Here is a 24,137-nt window from a genome sequence, read left to right on the forward strand (position 1 = left end):
CCGTGCAGAGGGGTCGGCAATGGATGCTCAGGATGTCCTCACCGAGGCAATTTGCGTAACCGTCAGAAGTAAGTTTGAGACAGGCTACGGTTACCTACGGCTTCCCTTCCTATCACCTGAAATGCCTCTGGAGCGGGTCATCAGCCGGCTCTCTGAAGAGGTGGCTGGACTTAATGTTGCAAATTTCGCCTCTACTCGGATCGAGCGCGACAATGTGACAGATCGGGTCACGGTAGCCATCCGCTGGCGAAACGAGGGGAGGCGCCCAATCCTCGTAGTTGGTGACCTTCATCGGAATAGGGCCCATGGGCTGATGAATGTGCCACAGGTAACTGCCGATGAAGTAAGGCGCGCAGCTTTTGCCACCCTGGGAGCCGAAGACGCGCAGGGAGTTAGCGATAACGTTGTGCCGCTTTTGGCTGCCTTGCAAGAGCGCAACGTTCCACTGGACTACGTGGCAGATTATTGCGCTGCCCTGAACCCGCTGAAGCCGGGGAGTGGCGATCTCTCGCGCAAGTTCCTTTGGCGGCTGGGTTTGCTGCCCGATCACCGAACTGCCCAATCAATCGATCCGAATCGTCTGCAGTTGAATGAGCAGACGGTGGATTCTGTCAGGATGGCAGATCCGGGAACTCTCCAGCGGTTCATCGCAAACTCCACTGCCGAGTACGCCAAGCTCCGAGAATTCGGCAGGTCTGGCAGGAGAGAACTGCTTGCAGGGTTGAACCTGGACGACGTCATTGATGCTATGCGAGTTGCCGCGATCCGCTCACGTACGAGATTCAGAGATGACACCCACGGTCCGGACGACCGAGTTGATATCTTGGAGTTGGTCGATTCAGGAGAGGTCTCAGAAGCGGATCTACTTGAAGCTGTTCGAGATCATGACGGCGGTAATCAACTCGACCTCAATAGCGGCGGTGTGACATGGGATGCTCCGAGCTTGGAGCAGGTGCTTAACGACCCGTCTCTGGTCGCCGCTGAGCCGGGCGCTTCGGTGCAGGCAGCAGATGAGTCCAGCACGCTGTTTGACAGTCCGGATGGCGAGGAGCCGGCCGCTGAGGATAGCCTAGCGACGTTTTACGGCTCTATGGCTGGCGGAACTACCTCAAAATTCGGCACATCCACACAGTGGCAGTCACTGGGAGATCTTCGCCAGGATCTCGAGGATCTGGCTGATGATGCGCCCGTTGCTGGACGTCTGGCTCTGAATGCTTTCGACCGGTTGGCCGATAGCAGAATGGCTCTGGCTCACTTCGCACCGTCCATCGCAACCGAAGGCCTCAGGCTTTTCGTGAGTTCACAGACTCTGCGTAGCCAAGGTGATGAGCTCGTATCCTCGTGGGAAGACCTTTGGTCAGCTCTCAGGCAGATGCGCCAGGAGATCCCCAACGAACAAGCCACTTTCGTGAAGCGCTTGGCTGACTCTCTCACGCTGGTGGACGTCGTTGCAGAGCGCGACTCCGAGGGAACTCGCGCCCGCCTTCTGCCGCTGCACCCTGTCGTCCTCGAGCCGCGGGTTCGGGCGGCGACGATGCTCCGCGAAATGCAATCGGTTGGTGAACTGGACAGCGAGTTCATCGATACTGTGTCAGCCAACATCGATCCTGCTGCACCCTCATTGGGAATCGTAATAGGGAAAGATCCGGAGGCCTTGGCTTTCTCCGGTATTTCTGAGACTGGAGAACCAGTCTATGGAAAGAGGCGACTCGCGTCGGGTACGCCTGAGACGACGCATGCTGTCCAGCAAGTCATCGATCGGTTCCTTGTAGCCTATCCGTTCGCGCAGCTTAGTCTGTGCGTTGCCTTGATCCGTCCCACTCCGACGGTAGTGCGACGTCTTTTCGAGCGGTTGCAAGATCCTAAGTTTTGTTCTGCGATGCGCATTGTCTTGCGCGTTTTCAGCCGGGAGAACGCTACCGAGATCAGGAACTTGGTTGCGGCAGCTGCAGCGGAACACGATGACCGCAGCCGTGTAGATGTGCAGATCTTCGAAATGGATCCTGACCTGACTGCGCTTCAGGACGGCGGAGCGCCGCACGTGACCTTCCTGTTTGACGTCTCCGACAGTGGGACCGCTGGGTTCGGAAGCCTCCTGCAGTCGGAGCAGCAGGGGAGCGTTGTCACAGAGTGGACATTTGTTACGCACAAACGCACGACCGTCATTAAGCCCGCGGCGTCTGGTCGTCTGGCTGCGCTCCTAAATCAGCAGAGTGAACTGTCCAGTGCCGATCCAGCCGAACTGGATCGCAGTCCGCTGCTTTCACCCGGGGAAACCACTCATCTTTCAGAGCTCGGGCAGGCAACCAGTTGGCTAGTACTAGTTGAGTCAACGAGTGCCCTCGCTGCACCAGAGACCATTGAGCCGCCGGAGTCTGTTGATGAGCAACTCTCCGAGGGCGGATATGACGGACGACTCCACCTTCTTGGGCGGGTAGGAACAGGTTCGCACACGGCCTACGTTTACTGTCGGGACCTGACGTTGTTGGTCGACCCGCCTTTGCGCATGATGCAAGGAAACAGTTGGCTTGACCCCGAACCTAACAGTCTGATGACTTTCCTTACCAACACGGTTCGCCGTGCTCTTCCTGAAGGGCTTCTAGGGTTTTTCGGGACTAAGGGACCGCTCAGCGATGATGCGATCCTCGGAAGGATCGGGGTTGCTGCAGTCCTAGCTGAGCTACAGGAGGACGAAGGCAGTCTGGTTATGAGCCTGGACACTGATGCTGCGCGCAAATGGCTGCAACGTCGTCGCAGCAACAGGCGTGCTGATCTTCTGCAAATCAAATGGACCGAAAGCGGACCATGCGTCAAGGTAATTGAGGTTAAGTCAACTCGCGATGCCTTGGACGGCGGAACCATTCCTCCGCATGTGCACGAGGCCTCTGGCCAAGTACTCGAGATGATGGATGTCCTGCGCGGCGTCTTTGCTCAGTCCAGCAGGGACCTCTTCGCCGCGAGCCGTCGCGAAATTCTTAAGCGTCAGGTCTTCCTGGAAGCGTTGCAACAGTGGGAAGAGACTCGCGTTCAGGACTGGCCTGAGTACAGGAAACGTCTACGTAGTCTGAACGATCTTTTCAAGCTGGATTCTTCTTCGGCGCCGGTCCATCTGGATGGCGAGGTCGTGGTGGTGGGTATTGATGCCCCACAGACCAACCTCCCTGACCGGATCGGAGAGGCCGGCCTGCCATTGAAGGTCCTGGGCGGCGATTGGTTGCGACGTGCACTGCGTCATGGAAGAGATCAAGTAGCCGTCCCCGGCTACCTTGGTGAACTCATTTCCAGCCTCGGCGGAGAAACGCCTCAGGATGCCATGACGGCGACAGCAGTCGAACCTCAGACGTCTAGGACGCCCACCACTGATGTCGAGCAAGATACACAGACGCGGTCAGAGTCTGAGAAGGTGGCGGAGAAGCGGGATGACGAAGCGCAGCGCGCCGGACTAGCTCAGCAAGTGGTCAATGCTTTGCGAGCCCGTAATGTTCCCCTGCGTAGTCTGAACGAGAAGGACATTGTTACCGGCCCATCAGTTTTGCGGGTTCCGTTTGAGCTGGAGCCGGGAGCCAGGCTTTCAACACTGGCAAATCAAGAAATGGATATTGCTCGCGATCTTGGAGTTTCCGGGATCCGGGTCGATAACCTTGCCGGACGGGCGCGCTATGCAGTCCTTGAAATCCCGCGGCAGCAGCGGAGCATCGCAGATGTATCAGAATTGGTGGCTCCGGCTGGGCATGCCATCTCGGTAGCTCTCGGTACAGACTATGAATTCAACCCGTTCTGGGTGCCGCTGCACGAGCTTCCCCATCTCCTGATCGCTGGCACAACTGGGAGCGGAAAGAGTACTTTGCTCCGCTCCATCCTGTGGCAACTTACGCGAATGTACCCTTTCGATGCTCTCGACCTAGTGCTCCTGGACGCTAAGGGTATGGGGGACTTCAGGGATCTCGCCAGAGCGCCTCAGATTCGGCAGAGCAGTGACTATCATCTCGGGGCCGACGGAGCTCTGGATCTACTCGGTGACATCGTGGAGAGGCGCATTCCGGAGCGCATCGAAACCTTCAATCAGTATGCCGAAGCGGCGATGTATCGTCCTGATCCGAAGAACATCACCGATGTGGTTTCACTCTGCGAGGATGCAGCCGCACGCGGTATGGATGCTCCGCTGAGGCCGCTAGTTGTTGTGATTGACGAGTTCTCCGAAATTGCACTTTCCTCTTCGGATCGTCGACGCTTCGAAACTCTGGTTACCCGTTTCGTTCAGCGGGCTCGAGCCGTTGGGGGGCATCTGATCACTGCGACGCAGCGTCCAAGCGTAGAGATCGTGCCTGGGGTAATGAAGGCCAACTTCGCGCGCCTCTCTCTCATGGTGAGGAGTGCGACGGATAGCAGAGTCATCCTCGATGCGTCAGGCGCAGAAAGGCTGCTACCAATGGGCGACATGCTTTTTGCGTCTCCGCACCAAGGTCTGGTTCGTCTACAGGGTTTCTCTGCACCAGGGCCATATCTTCCTGTCTCTGGCGGTACAGCGGTTTAGATGCAGCAGACGCTTGTAACTCTTAGGTCGGCGGAGCGGCTTTGGGCTGGAGTTGCTTTGGCGCGAGTGATCCTGGCCCCGTAAGCTTCCGGCGCGTCGGGCAGTCTGTGGACCTGCCGGTAAAGCACGACGTTGGGGCCATGATCTTCGAGGCTCGCGCCAAAGTGGCTGCCTAAAGCCGTGGAGCCGACCGCCCCAGCCACGACGTATCCCTTCTCTGGCATCAAGTGGCTGATTGCTCTGAGCGCGGTACGGGCGCCGGCCGGGCTGGAGCGGGGCGGAGACAGGAGCGCAGGCCCGGCCGGGGGCCGGGCCGCGCGCGGGGAGCGGAGCGAGCCGCCTTGAACCAGTAGAGAAAGTTGTAACTCACCCCGTCGAGTGTGGCTTGAAGGTCTGGGCGCAGGCCGGGAGTTCGGCGCCGTGTCGGTGCATGAGTGGCAGGAAGAGCACCGGACGGATCATCCACGTGATCCGCGTGCTGGCGTGGGTCACCGACACCGTGCACGGCTCGGATCGCAGCAGAGCTCGACGGGTCTCGATACGGCCCTCGTACAGCCACTCCCAAGCCTCGTCAGACGCGTCCGCGTCCAGGGCCGGTGAGATCGTCCGCAGCGTGACCGCCACCCAACGGTCCGCCTGCGGTGCCGAGTAGGCGTCGAACGCTGCCAGCCGTGCCGGCTGCCATCCGTCGGCCAGGTCCTCGGTCCAGCACTCGCACCAGTAACCCCACTACGGTGGCTTCATCAGCACAGGTGGTCTCCCCGCCGTGCGTCCGCGTACAGCTCGGCGGTGACCGTGTGCCCCTGGTCGCTGTGGTGGACGACGACTCGATGAGCGATCGCGCTGATCATGCCCAGTCCCCGGCCGTGCTCGGCGTCCTGGTCCTGGTGCTCGACCTTAGGTGCTGTGTCGGCGCCTCCGTCGTCCGTGACGGACAGGGCGACTACCTGCGCCGAGACCGCAACGGCTAGGTGGAAGCTGCCGTATGCCTGGCCGCTGGCCGTGTGGAGAATCGCGTTCGCGCTCAGCTCGCTCACGATCAACTCGGCGTCCTCGGCTAAGGGCGAGCCTCGCACGTCCAAGGCGGCTCGACCGCTCGCTGATCTCAGCGAACCTGCCACGGCACGCGCAGTCCTCGACTCGTTGAAGCTCAAGCTCAAGCTCGACGGCACGGCAGCAGCGGCAGAAACCGTGCGGCGTAAGCGTCGGACGCTCGTCAACGCGGCGAACTACGCCGTCGACCTGGGGGAACTGCGAGAGAACCCCATCACGGCTGTTCGCTGGCGGTAGCCCAAGGTGTCCAGCCAGGTGGACCCGCGGGTTGTCGCCAATCCGGAGCAGGCTCGCAACCTCCTGGCGGCGGTGTCCTACGTGGGCGGCTATCGGCGTGCTCGCGGTCGGCGTCTCGTCGGTTTGCTCGCGGCGATGTACTTCGGTGGCCTGCGGCCTGCTGAGGCGGTCGGCCTGGTCGAGACTGACCTTGTCCTCTCTGAGCAGGGCTGGGGATCGGCGTTGCTCCACCGGACCTGGCCTTCGGTCGGCAAGCAGCGGACCGACTCGGGGGAGACCCACGACGACCGCAGGCTCAAGAATCGGCCGACTGAGGACGTTCGGCGTGTACCTATTCCGCCCCAGTTCGTCGCCGTGCTGCGCGAGCATCTGGCCACGTTCGGCACGGCGGAAGACGGGCGGCTCTTCTTCAGCGAGAAGGGTTCGGTCGCCCCGTCCTCGACCTAATACCGCGTGTGGCAGGAGGCTCGTCTCCTGGCGCTTCCGCCGGCCGGCGCGGCCTCGCCGCTCGCGAGTAGGCCGTACGACCTTCGGCACTCGGCGCTGTCAACGTGGCTCAATGCTGGTGTGGATCCCACTGAGGTTGTCGAACGCGCCGGCAACAGCGTTGAGGTCCTGCTGACCCGGTACGCGAAGTGCCTCGACGGACGGCAGGACGTCGCCAACCCGCGCATTGAGGACCTGCTCCGCGAGTACGGGTGAGACCAGTTGCACGCGTCCGAGGCCTCTGGCATCTCCCAGGGGCCTCATTGCTGCGCTGCCTGTCAGTCGCGTCCAGCGGCCTGGGATCGTTCTGTCGTGAGCAGGCGATCGAGGTCATTCCGCGCGTTGCGGAGCGCGGAGAGAATCTGCATACGGGTCTGTGCGAAGTGGGGATCGACCTCGACACCCAGTTCGTGCCGCAACGTGACCCGTAGTAGATAGACGCCATCGGACAGAGGGCCGCCGAACCATGTCTTCGCCCGCTGGTACGCCCCGCCGAGATCGGGGCTGCTCGGCAACTGTTTGACGACTGAGTACCCAACTCCGAGCGACCTGTTGAGTGCCGAGGCTACTTGTAGGACATCCTTCGCCAGTGTCATTTGGGCCTGGGAGTACTGGTCAGCCCAGGCATCTTTGGCGGCGTTGAGGAGCGCCGAGTCGAGGCTTTCACCGCGTTCGGCTGCTAGGACAGCGTCTCGGGCGGCGACTCGATAGGCGCGAGCTGCGGTGTTCAGACGGGCATAGAGTTCGCGCTTTGCTTGTAGCGCTTGCTCATCACGGTCGGCACGCCGGTTCTGCTCCGCCGCTTCAGCCTAACTGGCGCGCCGGCTGAGCACTGCCCCACCCAGGGTCCCCCGACACTGATGAGCGTGACCGCAAGCGTTGTCACATCCACGAGATCCCCAACTCGTCCAGGTGTGAGTCGGCAGGCGACGCGACGGCTACCTGCCATGCCCATGCTCCCTACCCTTCGGCACATGGTTCAAGACCGAGCCGACAGGAAGGTAGGTCTGTTTGACTCTCAGAAGACTCATCACCTGCGGGAATGCCCCAAGATCCCGTCCACGCCTCGTCCACAGACCCCGACATAGGGTCGCTTCGGGCCGCATACACCTGCACATACGCGAAGACCCCGTCTCAGCGAAAGCGCTGATGGCGGGGTCTTTAGGCACCTCATACAGGGTGCCCCCGGCAGGATTCGAACCTGCGCACACGGCTCCGGAGTGATTGCGCCGTTGATGCCTCACACCTGCTATGACCTGCGGCGGAGCGGATCAGGGGGAGTGTGGCGACGCAGAGTGTGTCGGAGGTGTGTCGCACGCCCTGAAGAACAACCGAACCGACTGCCTGACGCGGGCCGCCGGAACGCCGCCGCATGAGCGGCCAATGCACTAGCCCGGCACGGCCGAGAATCGTTCCGCTTCCGCGGGGAGGTGCACAGGGAGGTGCCGGGGAGGCAGGGAGTTCTCCCTGACTGCCTCCCTGGGGTGCCTCCCCGTATCTGACCTGCGAAGATCAGCGATGAGGGAGGCAGGGAGGCGCGCAGGTCACACCCGTAAAACCCCCTCCAGGCGCCTTCCGGGAGGGGGTGTCTCTGCCTCCCTGAGTCGTGCGGGCAGGATTCCGCTTCTGCGCATAGAGCAAGGCTGAGCCAGCACGTACAGGGGGCCCAGGGGAGGGTGCCGTGCCACCCCACCAACGCTGCTAGGCCTAGCGGTGCGGGCTGCTAGGTCTAGCACCCCCGCTAGCGCCCCAAAGGGCCTGTGATCAGGCACCTAGCGTCTAGCGCCCGTCTGGCCCAACCCCCGAAAGCCGCCCTGGAACGGGAGTTGACCCATGGTCCTTCCCGCTAGCTCGGCAAGGGACGCCTTCGGCGGACGACTCTCGGGCGTCAAGGACGTACCCCTTGCCGGCCGTCTTGGAGCCTTGGTCCGCGTGTGTCCGAGGTTCGAATTTCTGCGTCACCGCGTCACCTGCGACACCCGGCACCTCTGACCTGCACTTTTCGGGTGACGCAGAGGTTCGGAGGTGCGTCAACGGTGACGCGGGCGTCCGTCAACGGTGACGTAGGTGACGCAGCGGTGACGCAGGATTCGCCGTCTGCGTCACCGCTGTATGCGCAGGTCACAGGGCGTTTTTCATGATCAGGTGACGCGGTGACGCAGCTTTCCCCTTCTTAGGAAAAAAGAGGGGGTGGTTTCTGTTGTGGTGCGGCGTCGCTTCAAGCGTGAAGAAGGAGCCGCTGCGCGGCACGACCGTTGGGCGGCGTTCCGCCGAACAGCAAGAGGAGCACCCCCCACCATGCCCGGGGTGCTCCTCTTGCTGTTCGGCGCGGCGCTCTAGGGGCGGCTCACTGCGTGGGCGACCTTCCCTGCGGTGGTGGATGAGGAGGCTCTTCAGTGGGGGGCATCGGGCTGACACCTTCCGGGTGCCGCTCGACGATCCGCAGCGGACGGAATGGGCGCCCACTGAAGAGCCCCCCCGCCGCTGGCGACCCCAGCTCCGCCGAACCGGCCCGCGCGCCGTCCGGCAGTGGTGCGCCGAAGGTCGTCCGCCGAAGGCGGTCCTTCTCAGCTCTGGCGGTCAGAAGCCCGGTAGCGGGAGTTATCCGCTACCGGCCCCCCTTGCCGCTACCTCGATCATGCCCCTGACCTGCACGGTAGCGGAGGTAGCGGACATGGGAGGAGGGAGGTGATTACTGCGGCAGGAACCCAGGCTTGGCCTGTCCAAGCTCGCGCAGGTGCGCAAGGTACTCCTGTGCGGCGGGTTCCGACGCGTACCTGCGCCTCATCTCGGCGGCCAACTCGCGGCTGGTCATGATGAGCGAAGGCACCGACTGACGGTCACCTTCGAGGGCCCGCTCACCCATGATGAGTGCTTGTTCGAGGTCGCCTCCCCGCGCAGCGGTCACGCCCAGCGTGACGCGCGCCTCCGCGTTGCGCATGGGCATGCGCTCCGTGCCGTCGAAGTCTGTACCCGCGCGGAGGACTTCCTCAGCAAGCGTCTGGGCAAGCTTGTCCTCGCCGACCAGGCGGTAGCAGTCCATCGCGTAGAAGTCGAACTTCGCGGGATCCACCACGAAGTGGTTGTCCAGGTTCTCCGGGTGCGGCATCCCTTCGAGCAGTCTGCGCCCCTTGTCGAGCGCTACCTCAACCTGCCGTCGGTCCCCCAGCCGGGCCCACGCCTTCGCCTCTTGTCCAGCAAGCTGCACGGCGACCCCGTGGTGTGCTGCCAGCTCCGTCCCGGCCTGCGCCGCCGCGATGACGCCGCGATAGTCGCCGGTGGTGAGGGCGAACCACGCCCGCATCTCGTGAGCCCACCCGCCAACCTCGGCGTGGTCAGCCTCGGTAGCGAGCGACAGAGCGGCCCGGCGCGTCGACTCAGCGGCATGACGAGCACCCGTGTCGTACTCAACACAGCCCACCAAGAGGGCGAGCCAGCCAGAGAGCGCCAGGACCTCGCGATGCTGTGCGAGCGTGAGGCTCTTCGAGTGGAGCTCCACGACTCGTCGCAGCCATTGCCGCCCCTCGATAAGGAGCTGTTCGCTCGGCATGTACGGGTACTCCGAGCAGAGCCGATCCGTCGTCATGCGCAGAGCGTCGAGCGTGGCTGTATCCACGTCGGAGCGGTTGAGACGGCTCACGATCTCAAGCGTCTCCATGCCGCTCGCCGCGAGAATTTCCCTGTCCCCGTCCCTGCGCGCCGGCGCTGGGAAGAGCGCATGCGTCACGGTGCCGAAGACTGCTGCGATGAGTGGCCGGTAGAACTCGTTCGGGATCTGCCCGGACTCCCACCGCTTCCACTGCCGGATCATGCTGTCGTCGGCGGGAAGTTCATCTGTGGAGTGTGCCCGGAGCGCCTTCACAGCGTCTCGTTGTGACCAGTCGCGAGCCGCCCGCTCAGCCGCGATGCGCCGCGCCCACGCGGGCCTGTCCTCGCTCATACGCCCTCCTCCGAGTGCCTACCTGCCGAGTCTCGCGCACCGACCGAGGGGACAGGGAAGGGGACAGCCAGGTGACACTGAGCATGTCCCCGCCCCACTTCGCTGCCCCCTCTGTGTCACTTACCTCACACGCTCCGTTCCCCGCATGCTGGTTGCAGATCACGCACCACTGGGGGCGGAGCGGCTTTCGAGTTCTGCGACCCGTTCAGTCAACGCCTGAATCTGGGAGCGGATTTCCTTGATGTCATCGCGCACGTGGTCGTTGGGGGCGGAACCGTCGCTGACGAAGTTGCCGAGGTTGCCGGCCGAGACAATCAGCCCTTCGGTCCGGAGCGCGGCCAAGCCATTCTGGATGGTCTGGCTGGCGAACCCGAAGCGGTCGATCAACTCACGCTGGGACGGTAGGCGGTCACCCGGCTTCATCTTCTTGATGTCCTCGCGGAGCGCGTCCGCGACCTGCACCGCCTTCGGTTTGGGCCCACCTGTGACAGTCATGCTCTGAGGGTACCCACCACAGCGAACTAGCGCACAGCACCGCACGAGGGTTGTGCATCACAGCGGACTAGTGCAGGCTAGTCAATAAGCGGGTCACTCCCTCTCGGGAGGGTGGTTTTCCGCAGAAAAGCCCTGGTCAAAGCCAGGGCCCGTACAGGGAGCGGCGCTCGCGGCCAAGCAAAGTCACCGCTCCCCGACCCACGAAGGGGCACTTCCATGATGCCTGGAATCGTTAGCGAGCCGTCCACCGCTGGTCAGATCGTGGACAACGTCGATGTCTTCGGTGAGCCCGAGCCGGGCACGCCGACACGCGTCGAGGTGCAGGTCCGAGCCTGCCTTTCGTTCGGTGAGCTGCTTGCGCTGCTGGCGTTCACGCCCGGTCTGAACCTCCTGTGGGAGGAACTGGACGACGATGACGCGGTCCAGCACGCAGTGCGGTTCGCTGCGCTGACCGTCGACATCATGGGCCTGCATTACCTGGCTGCGTACGCCACGGCCCTCTATCAGGGCGCTGAGGTGCTGGACACGGGGCGCGTGTACCCGACCGTGGACGACGAGTATCTGACGGCCGTCGGCCGTGCCGTCACGCGCGTATTCGGGGTGGCGGCATGAGCGCCCTTACGCAGCAGGTGCGAGCCCTGTTCGCTCAGATGCCCCTCGACCCGGACGGTGCGCTCCTGGTCCGCCGTACGGGCGCCACGGGGGTGCTGTCGGTCCCCGTGGCCGGAATGGAGCTGTGCCGGGAGGAGACGGCCGCAGCGCTGTTCGAGGTCTACAGCGACGAATACGGCCTTCCTGGCATGAGCACGGACACTCTGTACGACCTGCTGGGCGCGGCCGTGTTCGAGATGGGCCCGGCGGGTCTCCTGGAGACCACCGATGTGTTCTCCGGACTGGATTCGGTGGAGTTTCCGGAAGTGGGGGTGTGCCGCTGGTACGCCTATCGGCTCGCCGTGTCGTTCTGGTACGAGGGGGCCCGGTCGCGCCCGATGACGGCCGGTGAAGCCGCCGCCGCCCTCTATCTGTCCGACCACGCCCGCATCGCTGGCGCCCCAAGTGCCGATCCGCGTCGTCTGGCACGGCACGTCCGTCAGGGCGCCGGACAGGTCCCTACAGCCGCCCTGCTGCGTCTCGGGTCGGCTGTGAGCGCGGACCTTGCCCGCGTACCCGACGCCCGGGGCGACGGTGGATGGCTGTACCGGCGCCTGATGCCCGACCGGCAACGTGCCCGGCGCTGCCTCGACCTCATCCGCAGCAGCACCCCCGTACCCCTGCCGCTCATCGTCCGGACCGAGACCGGTGACTACCTGACGGGCGCCACACCGCCGCCGGGACCCGGTAACCGGTGGGCCCGCCCGCTGCGGGCGGAATGGTGAGCGCCGCCGGCCAGATCGATCGGGCGTCGCGGCCGCCAATCGGCCTTGGTGGAAATCGGGTGGTCCGTGCGGACTCCTGGGGCGTGACGCCGGGTGTGACGCGAGCCGTCACGCTGGTCAGCGCCTGTCCGATGAGCACCCCGATCGGACGGGGGCACTTGGGTCGCGAACTGCCGCTTTCGGCTCGACTCGATCATGCCCGACTGTCTGCGCCCAACAGGGGCGAACGGTCCACTGCTGACCAGTCCATTCCCCTTGCATGCCTGACCGACCGATCGACCGGTCCCCGGTCCTCTGAGGAAGAAGGATCGACGCCATGAGTGCCCGCTCGCTGGACGAGAAGATGACCGTCTCGGAGATCCTGGCTGATCTCAAGGTCGCCCCGTCGACTTTCTACCGGTGGCGCCAACGCGGGAAGGGGCCCCGCGCGATCAAGTTGCCGAACGGCGACGTGCGCATTCGGCGGTCGGAGTACGAGCGTTGGCTCGCGGAGCGGGAGGACGCTGCGTGAGCGCCATGAACGACACCCCGGCCGGGCGCCCTCGCGGGTCGGCCCGGCCGGGGTACTCCTTCGACGTCAAGCTGTGGAAGATCTCCAAGACCGGCCGCAAGTCCCGCCCATGGCGCCTTCGCTGGGTGGTGGCAGGCCGGGTGTGTGGCGATACGTTCGCCACGTACCCGCTCGCCGAAAGTCGACGCAATGAGCTGTGGCAGGCCATGAACCGGCGCGGCGAGGCATTCGAGATCGAATCCGGCCTGCCGGAGTCCGAGGTGCGTGCGGCAGTCGAAGCCGCCGAAGCAGCGGACGCCGCGCCTTCGGCGCGATGGTTCGAGTTCTGCCGGAAGTACGTGGCCGGACGGTGGCGTACAGGCGCCGCCAAGACCCGTGAGGGCATGGCGGACGGTCTTGCGGCCGTGACGCTCGCCATGGTCAAACGGGGGGACGCCGCTCCCGACGACGAGACCCTTCGGCTGGCCTTCAGGTGGGGGGTTGTGCCAGCGAACGCGGGGGACGAACCGCCGGCCGAACTCAAGGCCGCGTACGACTGGGTCACGACGGCCGACCGGCCGTTGGGTGACCTGGTCGACCCCGAGGTGTTCGAAGACGTGCTGTACCGCGTCAGCTACAAGCTGGATGGCACCCCGGCCGCAGGCGACACGTACAAGCGCCGCCGCCGCGCACTGAACACCGCCCTCGAACACGCCGTACTCGTGGGGGAGCTCCCGGAGAACCCGCTTCAGCGCACCCGCCGGAAGCACGTCGGCGCCACCGACGTGGTAGACCGGCGCGTCCTCGTGAACGCCGTCCAGGCCCGGCAGTTGCTCACGGCGGTCTCCTACGTTGGGTCGTGGGATCGCTGCCGTGGGCGGCGCCTGGTGGCCTTCTATGCGGTCCTGTACTACGCGGGTCTGCGGCCCGCTGAGGCAGTCGGGATGAGGCGGTCGGACTGCCACCTCCCGACGACGGGTTGGGGCACGCTGACGCTGCGAGAGACACGCCCCGTCTCCGGCAAGCAGTGGACCGACTCCGGGGAGCGGCACGACCGCCGGGGCCTGAAGGCGCGGGAGGCGACCAACGACCGGCCGGTGCCCATCCCGCCCATCCTGGTCGCCATCCTCCAGGCCCACCTGAAGGAGTTCGGGACAGCCAAGGAGGGGCGCGTGTTCGGCAACGAGCGCGGGGGATTGGTCGGTTCATCCACCTACTGGCGGGTGTGGGAGGAAGCGCGGGAGTACGCCCTACCGCCTGAACGTGTCGACTCGCCGTTGGCTGGGCGCCCGTACGACCTACGGCACGCCTGCATCACGCGTTGGCTCAACGCCGGGGTGCCGATCGCCGAGGTGGCCCGCCGGGTCGGCAACTCCCCGGAGGTGATCCATCGCCGGTACCACGGCTGCATCGACGGCCATGAGGAAGCTGCCAACGCGAAGATCGCAAAGGCACTGGAGGAGGAGGGCGACACGGCCTGACGAGTGTGTCGGAGGTGTGTCGCGAACACTGAGAGATAGCGAGAAAGAGCGGGAGTCAGTGAGACTGACTCCCGCTCTCTCGTGTCGGCATCCGCCCTGGTCACATACGAGTTTTTGTAGGTGAGATGGCGAGTGCCCCCGGCAGGATTCGAACCTGCGCACACGGCTCCGGAGGCCGTTGCTCTATCCCCTGAGCTACGGGGGCGTTGCCGCCTGTGTTCTTGTGGCGACGGGTAGAACCCTACCAGCTCTGATGGGGTGTTCATGAACAGGTTTCGCGGGCGGCGGGGGAGGGGGCCGGGAGGGGCGGCGGGACCGTGTGGCGGAGCTTGTAGCGCATCGTGGGGAGGTGGCGGTGGCGGTCGGGGAAAGGTCCCTCACACGGGGGCGGAAGTGGGGAAAACCGGGACGCAGTCTCCGGCGGGGTCCTAGTCTCATGGTGTGCCTGGCTTGTCCGGTCGGATCCTTGTTGTCGATGACAACAAGGTGATCCGGCAGTTGATCAGGGTCAATCTCGAGCTGGAGGGCTTCGAGGTCGTGACCGCGGCTGATGGTGCCGAATGTCTGGACGTGGTGCACCACGTGAGACCTGATGTCGTGACCCTTGATGTCGTGATGCCGCGGCTCAACGGGCTGCACACCGCGGCGCGGTTGCGTTCCGATCCGCGGACGTGGGACATCCCGATCGCCATCGTCAGCGCATGCACCCAGGGTGAGGTGGACAACGGCGAGTCGGTGGGGGTGGACGCGTTCCTTGCGAAGCCGTTCGAGCCGGCGGAGCTGGTGCGGACCGTGGGGATGCTGGTGCGGGAGAGGCGCCAGCGGGAGCGTGGGCCCGAGGGCGGGGCCGAGGACGAGGACGGGGAGAGCGACGGGGGCAGGGGGAGCGACGGGGGCGGGCGGGCGGCGGAGCGTGGCACTCCGTCCGGCAGGGCCGCGGCGGCCGGTGGGGTTCCCGCGTGCGGTCGGGTTCCGGCCTCCGGCGGGGTTCCCGCGTCCGGCCTGGTTCCGGCCTCCGGTGCGGCTCCAGCGTCCGGCCTGGTTCCGGCCTCCGGTGGAGCCCCGGCGTCCGGTGGGGTGGGGACGGTGGACGCCGGTGGGGAGTAGCGCGGTCCGCGGGCGGTGAGCCCGGAGTCGTGCTCAGGTGTGTGCCGGCTCCGTCCTGGATCGTCGCGCGGAGTGTCCACAGGGCGAAACCGGGTCGCAGACCTACCCCTGGTCTCCCATACGCTTGTCCTGTGACCCCCGCTGAGCTCTCCCGTACCGTCTTGCGCTCCGTGCGTGGTGCGGTGGCGGAGCAGGAGCTCTCCGTGCCGGTGCCGGCGCGGATCGTCGTCGAGCCGCCGCCGCGGCCCGGGTGCGGGGACTACGCCTCCAATGTCGCGTTGCAGCTCGCGGGGCCCGCGGGGAGGCCGGCCCGCGAGGTTGCCGAGATCCTGCGGAAGCGGCTGGCCGGGAGCGCCGGGATCGCCCGGGTCGAGATCGCCGGGCCGGGCTTTTTGAACTTCACCCTGGGGGACGGGGCGCTGACCGCGCTCGTCCGGGACGTGCTGGCGCAGGGGGACGGCTACGGCGGGACGTGGGCGGCGCAGAGGCTTGATGACGTCGGTGAGGTCCCCGGCGATGGCTCCGGTGAGGCCATCGATGGAGACCTTGAGGGGGGCTTCGGTCCGGGGGCCGGTTTCTCGGCGGGCGGTGCCCGTGAGGCCGTGGTCGGTGAGGTGCTGGGGCGGATCGACGCGGCGGCCGGGCTCGGTGGCCACCGGGACGGTGACCGCCCCGCTCTCGCGCCCGTTCCGTACGACCTTGACACCCTGACCGCCCGGCTCGGCTCCGACGAGGCGCGCTGGGTGCTGTTGCGGCCGGCCGCGCACGATCCGGTGCGGCTGCCCGAGCGGCCCGTACAGCGGGAGAGCAATCCGCGCTTCCGGGTGCAGTACGCCTGCGCGAGGGCGCGGGCACTGGTGCGGAACGCGGGTGAGCTGGGGTTCGTGAGCGAGCCGGGGGACGTGGGGGAGGGGCAGCCTGCGGTGGTTGCCGGGACCGCGGCCGACGCGCGCGCCGCCTCGCGGCCCTCGCCACGGCACACCGCGGCATCCCCTTCGCCCTCCCCGAGCCTGCACGCACTGCAGACCCTGCTGGCCACCTACCCCTCCGTCATCGACGTCGCCGCGCGGCTGCGGGCACCGGACCGTGTGGTGCGGCATCTGGAGGCGACGGCCGACGCGTTCTTCCGGTGGCATGACGACTTTCCGCCGCTGCCTGTCGGGGAGCAGAAACCCTTGGCCGTGCACCGTGCCCGGCTGGCCCTTGCCGAGGCCGGCGGAACGGTGCTCGCCAACGGCCTGCGTCTGCTCGGCATCTCCGCTCCCGCCCACCTCTGAACGACTTCGAGGGGATCTCCACAGCCATGAGCCGCTCCGCGCACCCTGCAGGGCCCCGGCACGCTGACGTACTGCCCGAGGGGCACTACGCCGGGCCGCCCGCCGATCTCAACACCCTCGACCCGCGGGTCTGGTCCCGTACGGTCTCCCGCAATGCCGACGGTGTGGTCACCGTCGGCGGCCTGGACGTCACCGCGCTCGCCGCGGAATTCGGCACTCCGGCCTACTTCCTGGACGAGGACGACTTCCGGGCCCGCTGCCGGGCGTGGAAGGACGCCTTCGGGCCGGGGGCGGATGTGTTCTACGCCGGGAAGGCCTTCCTGTCGCGGGCCATCGTCCGCTGGCTGCACGAGGAAGGGCTCAATCTCGACGTCTGCTCCGGCGGCGAACTGGCCACGGCGCTGGCGGCGGGAATGCCGGCCGAGCGGATCGCCCTGCACGGGAACAACAAGAGCACCGAGGAAATCACCCGGGCCGTGGAGGTGGGGGTCGGGCGGATCGTGCTCGACTCGTTCCAGGAAATCGTGCGGGTCGCCCATATCGCGCAGCGGCTGGGCAAGCGGCAGCGCGTACAGATCCGGGTCACGGTCGGTGTCGAGGCGCATACGCACGAGTTCATCGCGACCGCGCACGAGGACCAGAAGTTCGGAATTGCGCTGGCGGACGGGCAGGCCGCGGAGGCCGTGCGCCGTGCGCTGAATCTGGACGGGCTGGAACTCGTCGGGATTCACAGCCATATCGGGTCGCAGATTTTCGATATGGCGGGATTCGAGGTGTCCGCGCGCCGCGTGGTGCAGCTGCTGACCGAAGTGCGTGACGAGCACGGAATCGAACTGCCCGAGATCGATCTGGGGGGCGGGCTCGGTATCGCGTACACCTCGGACGACGATCCGCGGGAGCCGCACGAGATCGCGTCGGCGCTGGGCGACATCGTGAGCAAGGAGTGTGCGGCGGCGGGGCTGGGCGTGCCGCGGCTGTCGGTCGAGCCGGGACGGGCGATCGTGGGCCCCACGGCCTTCACGTTGTACGAGGTCGGCACGGTCAAGGAGCTGGAAGGCCTGCGGACGTATGTGTCCGTGGACGGCGGGATGTCGGACAACATCCGCACGGCGCTCTACGACGCGGAGTACAGCGTGGCGCTGGTGTCGCGCACCTCCGATGCCGCGCCGATGCTCTCGCGCGTGGTGGGCAAGCACTGTGAGAGCGGGGACATCGTCGTACGCGATGCCTTCCTGCCGGCCGATGTGGCGCCCGGGGATCTGCTCGCGGTGCCGGCCACCGGTGCGTACTGCCGTTCCATGGCGAGTAACTACAACCACTCGCTGCGGCCGCCCGTTGTAGCGGTAAGGAATGGCCGGGCGCGGGTGATCGTCCGCCGGGAGACGGAGGAAGATCTCCTGCGGTTGGATGTCGGGTAGGGCCGGATCGCCGGGTCCCTGACCCGGATGAAATAAATGTCTCGGCATCTGGACGAAGGGCGGAAACCGCCGTCCGGTGCGTGAGACTTGTGCATAGCCAAGCTGGAATTCGCTGATCGATGAGAAGCAGAGGTCAAATGATGCGTACGCGTCCGCTGAAGGTGGCGCTCCTGGGCTGTGGTGTTGTCGGCTCAGAGGTGACGCGCATCATGACGACGCACGCCGATGACCTCGCCGCCCGGATCGGTGCGCCCGTGGAGCTGGCCGGGATCGCCGTCCGCCGCCCCGACAAGGTGCGCGAGGGCGTCCCGGCCGAGTTGGTCACCACCGACGCGACCGCACTCGTCAAACGGGGCGACATTGATGTCGTGATCGAGGTCATCGGCGGTATCGAGCCGGCCCGTACGCTGATCACCACCGCCTTCGAGCACGGCGCGAGCGTCGTCTCCGCCAACAAGGCGCTGGTCGCGGCGGACGGCGCGGCGCTGCATGCGGCGGCCGAGGCCAATGACGCGGACCTCTACTACGAGGCCGCCGTCGCGGGTGCGATTCCGCTGGTACGGCCGCTGCGCGAGTCCCTGGCCGGCGACACGGTCAACCGGGTGCTCGGCATCGTCAACGGCACCACCAACTTCATCCTCGACAAGATGGACTCGACCGGGGCCGGCTACAGCGAGGCGCTGGACGAGGCGACCGCGCTCGGCTACGCCGAGGCCGACCCGACCGCCGACGTCGAGGGCTTCGACGCCGCCGCCAAGGCCGCGATCCTGGCCGGTATCGCCTTCCACACCCGCGTGACCATCGACGATGTGCACCGTGAGGGCCTGACGGAGGTCACCGCGGCCGATATCGCCTCCGCCAAGCGGATGGGGTGCACGGTCAAGCTGCTGGCCATCTGCGAGCGGGCCGCGGACGGGGCCTCCGTGACCGCGCGGGTGCACCCCGCGATGATTCCGCTGACGCATCCGCTCGCCTCCGTCCGCGAGGCCTACAACGCGGTCTTCGTCGAGGCCGAGGCGGCCGGCCAGCTGATGTTCTACGGGCCGGGCGCGGGCGGCGCGCCGACCGCCTCCGCGGTCCTCGGCGACCTCGTCGCGGTCTGCCGCAACAAGCTCGCCGGCGCCACCGGACCGGGTGAGTCCGCCTACACCCGGCTGCCCGTCAGCCCCATGGGCGCGGTCGTCACGCGGTACCACATCAGCCTCGATGTGGCCGACAAGCCCGGTGTTCTCGCTCAGGTCGCCACGATCTTCGCGGAACACGGCGTATCGATCGATACGGTCCGTCAGTCGGGCAAGGACGGCGAGGCATCCCTCGTCATCGTCACCCACCGAGCGGCGGACGCGGCCCTGTCGTCGACCGTCGGGGCTCTGCGCGAGCTCGACACCGTTCGTGGTGTCGCCAGCATCATGCGGGTCGAAGGGGAGTAAAGGAACCCATGTCTGCCAATTCCACTGTGACCACGGCAAGCAGCCAGTGGCGCGGAATCATCGAGGAGTACCGCGACCGGCTTCCGGTCAGCGACACGACCGAGGCCGTCACCCTCCGCGAGGGCGGCACGCCGCTCGTACCGGCCCAGGTGCTCTCCGAGCGCACCGGCTGCGAGGTGCACCTCAAGGTCGAGGGCGCCAACCCCACCGGCTCCTTCAAGGACCGCGGCATGACGATGGCCATCACCCGGGCCAAGGAGGAGGGTGCCAAGGCGGTCATCTGCGCCTCCACCGGCAACACCTCCGCCTCGGCCGCCGCCTACGCGGTCCGGGCCGGCATGGTCTGCGCGGTGCTCGTCCCGCAGGGCAAGATCGCGCTCGGCAAGATGGGTCAGGCGCTGGTCCACGGCGCGAAGATTCTCCAGGTCGAGGGAAATTTCGACGACTGTCTGACGCTGGCCCGGCGGCTGTCCGACAACTACCCGGTCGCACTTGTGAACTCCGTGAACCCGGTGCGGATCGAGGGCCAGAAGACCGCGGCCTTCGAAATCGTCGACATGCTCCGCGACGCGCCCGACATCCATGTGCTGCCCGTCGGCAACGCCGGCAACATCACGGCGTACTGGCGGGGCTACCAGGAGTACGCGGCCGACGGCATCGCCTCGCACACCCCGCGGATGTGGGGTTTCCAGGCCGCCGGCAGCGCGCCGCTCGTGCGCGGTGAGGTCGTCAAGGACCCGCAGACCATCGCCACCGCCATCCGCATCGGCAACCCCGCCTCGTGGTCGTTCGCGGAGCGGGCGCGGGACGAGTCCGGCGGCTTCATCGACTCCGTGACCGACCGTCAAATCCTGGCCGCCTACCGCCTGTTGGCCGCACAGGAAGGGGTCTTCGTGGAGCCCGCCTCGGCCGCTTCCGTCGCCGGTCTGCTCAAGGCCGCCGAGGAGGGCAAGGTCGACCCCGGCCAGCGCATCGTCTGCACGGTGACCGGCAACGGCCTCAAGGACCCGGACTGGGCGGTGGCCGGAGCGCCGCAGCCGGTCACGGTCCCGGTCGACGCGGACGCCGCGGCGGAACGCCTCGGCCTCGTCTAGACGGGCCGGCGCCCCCGCGCGGGGGCGCCGCCGTACGGCAGGACCTGCGCGTACGGCACCCGGGGGCGGGACCGCGGAGGTCCCGTCACCCCTCGCAGCAAAGTGTGCAAAGGCTGCAAAGTCCGGGGAAGGCAGCGTCGGGGCACAGGAAGGCGCGCGACACGCATCGTGCGCCTCCTGTGCGCCCTATGTCGCGACAGAACCTTCCTTCGATAGGCTGGAGCCAACTCCCCTCCCCACGGCATAACGCAGTGGCGTTCAGGGCAGGTCAGAACAGACCCCACGAGCCGGCCGGGCACTTCGGTGCCGCGGCGCTGTGTGGGGCAGTACCGCAGCATCAATCAAGGAGAGTCATCGAGCGATGGCCGGTCCCGCGTTCCGCGCCGCCGCCGTCCGGGTGCGCACCCCCGCTACCAGCGCCAATCTCGGTCCCGGCTTCGATGCCCTGGGTCTTTCCCTGGGCCTGTACGACGATGTCGTGGTGCGCGTCGCCGACTCCGGCCTGCACATCGACATCGCAGGTGAGGGCGCCGGCTCCCTGCCGCGCGACGAGAGCCACCTGCTCGTCCGGTCGATGCGCACCGCCTTCGAACTGCTCGGCGGACAGCCGCGCGGCCTGGAAATCGTCTGCGCCAACCGCATTCCGCACGGCCGCGGCCTGGGGTCTTCCTCCGCCGCCATCTGCGCGGGCATCGTCGCCGCCCGCGCGGTGACGATAGGCGGTGAGCAAAAGCTCGACGACACCGCGCTGCTGGAGCTGGCCAACGAGATCGAGGGCCACCCCGACAATGTCGCCGCCTGTCTGCTGGGCGGTTTCACGCTCGCCTGGACCGACACAGGCACCGCCCGCGCGATCCGGATGGATCCCGCCGATTCCATCGTTCCGGTGGTCTTCGTCCCCGGAAAGCCGGTGCTGACCGAGACCGCCCGTGGACTGCTGCCGCGCACCGTCCCCCATGTGGACGCTGCGGCCAACGCCGGTCGCGCCGCACTGCTCGTCGAGGCCCTGACCAGGCGCCCCGAGCTGCTGCTCGCCGCGACCGAGGACCGACTCCACCAGGAATACCGCGCTCCCGCGATGCCGGAGAGCGTGGCCCTGGTGAACCGACTGCGTGCGGACGGCGTCCCTGCAGTCGTGTCCGGTGCGGGCCCGACGGTGCTCGCGCTGGTCGAGGAAGCGGCGGCCGAGAAGGTCGCGGCACTGGCGGGAGAGGGGTGGGCGGCCAACCGGCTGACCCTCGACGCGGCGGGCACCTGTGTGCTGCCGCTCGCCGGGTGATCACGCGGGTGCTCGACGATTGCCGGTCTTGGAGAGGGGGAATGTTTGTTGGACCCGGTAGTGTTAACCTCAAGTCAGTACTCGACGCCTGAGCGGCGCGGTGCTTCGTGTCCCCCATAGGGACCACCTTCTTCCGGGAGCCTCCCAAACTGCTTGGAGCCATGGCCTGAGCAGGAGTGAGCACGCTCCGGAATCGGCGTGACGACATGGCCAGTCTGCATCTCTTCACGTCGGAGCCATGAACTGATTCTCTCCGCCACTTCCGGCGGGACCACCGCCCCGGCCCGGTCCACAAGACCAAGGACCCAGCCGGACAGCACAACCGGTCGCCGAGCCAGACAGGCCGACGCCCGCTCCAGGGAAGGACCCTTCGTGAGCGACACCACCGATCTGATGGGCGCGCGCACCGATGGCAGTGCCACCGAGCCCGCCGCGGACGCTCCCGCCGCTCCTGCTACCGCACGGCGCCGCCGTTCCGGCACCGGCCTTGACGGCATGGTCCTGGCGGAGCTGCAGCAGGTCGCCTCCGGCCTCGGTATCAAGGGCACCGCGCGGATGCGCAAGAGCCAGCTGATCGAGGTCATCAAGGAGAAGCAGGCCTCCGGCTCGGGCTCCGCGGCCAAGGCCGAGGCGCCCGCCGACACCGAGACCAAGCCCAAGCGCCGTACGACCTCCAAGGCCCGTACCGGCGAGGACAGCGCGGAGCAGACCGCGGGCAAGGCCGCCAAGGGCGGCAAGGCCGCGGACAAGTCCGGCGCCCAGCAGCAGATCGACATCCCCGGCCAGCCTGTCAGCGACGAGCAGCCGGCCGGCGAGCGCCGCCGGCGCCGTGCCACCGCCGCCGCGGGCAGCCCCGAGGGCGCCTCGGGCGACGTCAAGACCGAGACCAGGGTCGAGACGAAGACCGAGGTCAAGGCGGATGCCAAGACCGACACCGCGACCGCCCCGCAGGAGTCCGGCGAGGGCCGGACGGGCAGGGGCGGCGAGCGTCAGGACCGCGGCGACCGCCAGGACCGCGGCCAGAAGGGCGACCGCGGCGACCGCGGCCAGCGCCAGCGCGACCGCGGTGACCGCCGCAAGGGCGACGCCGGTGACGGCGGCGGCCAGGGCGGTCAGGGCGGCCAGCGCCAGCGCGACCGCCGTACCGATGACGACGACGACTTCGAGGGCGGACGCCGGGGCCGTCGCGGCCGCTACCGTGACCGCCGGGGCCGCCGCGGGGGTCGCGAGGACTTCGGCAACGAGCCGCAGGTCTCCGAGGACGACGTCCTGATCCCCGTCGCGGGCATCCTCGACATCCTCGACAACTACGCGTTCATCCGGACCTCCGGCTACCTGCCCGGCCCGAACGACGTGTACGTCTCGCTCGCCCAGGTCCGCAAGAACGGCCTGCGCAAGGGCGACCACGTCACCGGCGCGGTCCGCCAGCCCAAGGACGGCGAGCGGCGCGAGAAGTTCAACGCGCTGGTCCGGCTCGACACGGTCAACAGCGTGGCGCCCGAACAGGGCCGCGGGCGGCCGGAGTTCGGGAAGCTGACGCCCCTTTACCCGCAGGAGCGGCTGCGCCTGGAGGGTGAGTCGGGCGGTCTGACGACCCGGATCATCGACCTGGTCACGCCGATCGGCAAGGGCCAGCGCGGTCTGATCGTGGCCCCGCCGAAGACCGGCAAGACCATGATCATGCAGGCGGTCGCCAACTCGATCACCCGCAACAACCCCGAGTGCCACCTGATGGTCGTCCTGGTCGACGAGCGTCCGGAAGAGGTCACCGACATGCAGCGGTCGGTGAAGGGCGAGGTCATCTCCTCGACCTTCGACCGCCCGGCCGAGGACCACACCACCGTCGCCGAGCTGGCCATCGAGCGTGCCAAGCGCCTCGTTGAGCTGGGGCACGACGTGGTCGTCCTGCTGGACTCGATCACCCGTCTGGGCCGTGCGTACAACCTCGCCGCCCCGGCCTCCGGCCGCATCCTGTCCGGTGGTGTCGACTCGACCGCGCTCTACCCGCCGAAGCGCTTCTTCGGCGCCGCGCGCAACATCGAGGACGGCGGCTCGCTGACCATCCTGGCCACCGCGCTGGTCGAGACCGGCTCGCGGATGGACGAGGTGATCTTCGAGGAGTTCAAGGGCACCGGCAACCTGGAGCTCAAGCTCGACCGCAAGCTCTCGGACAAGCGCATCTTCCCGGCGGTGGACGTCGACGCGTCCAGCACCCGTAAGGAAGAGATCCTCATGGGCAGCGACGAGCTCGCCGTCGTGTGGAAGCTGCGCCGGGTGCTGCACGCCCTGGACCAGCAGCAGGCCATCGAGCTGCTGCTGGACAAGATGAAGCAGACGAAGTCCAACGCGGAGTTCCTGCTGCAGATCCAGAAGACGACGCCGACCGCGGGCAACGGCAACGACTGACGCCCGCAGGGCGCACGGCGCCGTACCGCACAGC

The 24,137-nt window shown here is 66.9% G+C and carries 15 protein-coding genes, 1 tRNA gene and 2 pseudogenes; 13 read left to right on the forward strand and 5 right to left on the reverse strand.

What is annotated here, in order from left to right; all coding sequences use genetic code 11:
* Positions 1-19 precede the first annotated feature (19 nt).
* The gene (locus ABZ851_RS10805) at positions 20-4,534 is read left to right on the forward strand and encodes a DNA translocase FtsK (protein WP_361124733.1); all 4,515 of its coding nucleotides are present in this window, start codon (positions 20-22) and stop codon (positions 4,532-4,534) included.
* A gap of 366 nt (positions 4,535-4,900) precedes the next feature.
* On the opposite strand, the gene ABZ851_RS10810 is transcribed toward ABZ851_RS10805, so the two are convergent.
* Positions 4,901-5,230 carry a hypothetical protein gene (locus ABZ851_RS10810; protein WP_361124964.1) on the reverse strand — a complete coding sequence of 110 codons (330 nt, stop codon included), beginning with the start codon at positions 5,228-5,230 and terminating at the stop codon, positions 4,901-4,903.
* Positions 5,231-5,277: 47 nt separating this feature from the next.
* The gene (locus tag ABZ851_RS10815; protein WP_361124735.1) at positions 5,278-5,655 is read right to left on the reverse strand and encodes an ATP-binding protein; all 378 of its coding nucleotides are present in this window, start codon (positions 5,653-5,655) and stop codon (positions 5,278-5,280) included.
* Here ABZ851_RS10815 and ABZ851_RS10820 point away from each other — a divergent pair.
* Positions 5,612-6,526, forward strand: a pseudogene (locus tag ABZ851_RS10820) (site-specific integrase); the annotation flags it as partial. The gene ABZ851_RS10815 and the pseudogene ABZ851_RS10820 sit on opposite strands and share 44 nt — an antisense overlap.
* Positions 6,527-9,002: 2,476 nt before the next feature.
* Here the strand turns inward: ABZ851_RS10820 and ABZ851_RS10825 are convergent.
* Together ABZ851_RS10825 and ABZ851_RS10830 are read right to left on the reverse strand one after the other, a co-directional pair.
* Positions 9,003-10,250, reverse strand: coding sequence for an XRE family transcriptional regulator (locus ABZ851_RS10825; RefSeq protein WP_361124737.1), 1,248 nt, complete (start codon positions 10,248-10,250; stop codon positions 9,003-9,005).
* A gap of 159 nt (positions 10,251-10,409) precedes the next feature.
* A complete protein-coding gene (locus tag ABZ851_RS10830; RefSeq protein WP_361124739.1) occupies positions 10,410-10,745 on the reverse strand; it encodes a winged helix-turn-helix domain-containing protein in 336 nt (111 codons plus the stop codon).
* Between the two features lie 219 nt (positions 10,746-10,964).
* Between ABZ851_RS10830 and ABZ851_RS10835 the strand changes: the two genes are divergently transcribed.
* The 4 genes from ABZ851_RS10835 (at position 10,965) to ABZ851_RS10850 (ending at position 14,092) form a co-directional block, all read left to right on the forward strand.
* Positions 10,965-11,357 carry a hypothetical protein gene (locus ABZ851_RS10835; RefSeq protein WP_361124741.1) on the forward strand — a complete coding sequence of 131 codons (393 nt, stop codon included), beginning with the start codon at positions 10,965-10,967 and terminating at the stop codon, positions 11,355-11,357.
* Positions 11,354-12,121, forward strand: a complete 768-nt coding sequence (locus ABZ851_RS10840) for a hypothetical protein (protein ID WP_361124743.1) — start codon at positions 11,354-11,356, stop codon at positions 12,119-12,121. The genes ABZ851_RS10835 and ABZ851_RS10840 overlap by 4 nt, the downstream gene beginning before the upstream one ends.
* A 316-nt stretch (positions 12,122-12,437) precedes the next feature.
* Positions 12,438-12,632: a helix-turn-helix domain-containing protein gene (locus ABZ851_RS10845; protein WP_361124745.1), complete on the forward strand. Its 195-nt coding sequence runs from the start codon at positions 12,438-12,440 to the stop codon at positions 12,630-12,632.
* A 5-nt stretch (positions 12,633-12,637) separates the two neighbouring features.
* The gene (locus ABZ851_RS10850) at positions 12,638-14,092 is read left to right on the forward strand and encodes a tyrosine-type recombinase/integrase (RefSeq protein ID WP_361124966.1); all 1,455 of its coding nucleotides are present in this window, start codon (positions 12,638-12,640) and stop codon (positions 14,090-14,092) included.
* Positions 14,093-14,225: 133 nt separating this feature from the next.
* Here ABZ851_RS10850 and ABZ851_RS10855 read toward each other — a convergent pair.
* Positions 14,226-14,297 (reverse strand) — tRNA-Arg (locus tag ABZ851_RS10855).
* 245 nt (positions 14,298-14,542) lie between these two features.
* Between ABZ851_RS10855 and ABZ851_RS10860 the strand changes: the two are divergent.
* The 7 genes and pseudogenes from ABZ851_RS10860 to rho all read left to right on the forward strand — a co-directional run.
* Positions 14,543-14,887 (forward strand): annotated as a pseudogene (locus ABZ851_RS10860) (response regulator); the annotation flags it as partial.
* 443 nt (positions 14,888-15,330) lie between these two features.
* A complete protein-coding gene (gene nrtL, locus ABZ851_RS10865; RefSeq protein WP_361124747.1) occupies positions 15,331-16,476 on the forward strand; it encodes an ArgS-related anticodon-binding protein NrtL in 1,146 nt (381 codons plus the stop codon).
* A gap of 26 nt (positions 16,477-16,502) precedes the next feature.
* Positions 16,503-17,894 carry a diaminopimelate decarboxylase gene (gene lysA / locus ABZ851_RS10870; protein WP_361124749.1) on the forward strand — a complete coding sequence of 464 codons (1,392 nt, stop codon included), beginning with the start codon at positions 16,503-16,505 and terminating at the stop codon, positions 17,892-17,894.
* Between the two features lie 137 nt (positions 17,895-18,031).
* Positions 18,032-19,324 carry a homoserine dehydrogenase gene (locus ABZ851_RS10875; protein ID WP_088800031.1) on the forward strand — a complete coding sequence of 431 codons (1,293 nt, stop codon included), beginning with the start codon at positions 18,032-18,034 and terminating at the stop codon, positions 19,322-19,324.
* An 8-nt stretch (positions 19,325-19,332) separates the two neighbouring features.
* Positions 19,333-20,418 (forward strand): threonine synthase, encoded by a 1,086-nt coding sequence (thrC, locus tag ABZ851_RS10880; protein ID WP_361124751.1) that lies wholly within the window; start codon positions 19,333-19,335, stop codon positions 20,416-20,418.
* Between the two features lie 361 nt (positions 20,419-20,779).
* A complete protein-coding gene (gene thrB / locus ABZ851_RS10885; RefSeq protein ID WP_361124753.1) occupies positions 20,780-21,697 on the forward strand; it encodes a homoserine kinase in 918 nt (305 codons plus the stop codon).
* A gap of 372 nt (positions 21,698-22,069) precedes the next feature.
* A complete protein-coding gene (gene rho, locus ABZ851_RS10890; protein ID WP_361124755.1) occupies positions 22,070-24,103 on the forward strand; it encodes a transcription termination factor Rho in 2,034 nt (677 codons plus the stop codon).
* The last annotated feature ends 34 nt before the right edge of the window (positions 24,104-24,137 follow it).

The organism is Streptomyces sp. NPDC047049 (assembly GCF_040643995.1).
Taxonomy (GTDB): Bacteria; Actinomycetota; Actinomycetes; order Streptomycetales; family Streptomycetaceae; genus Streptomyces; species Streptomyces mooreae.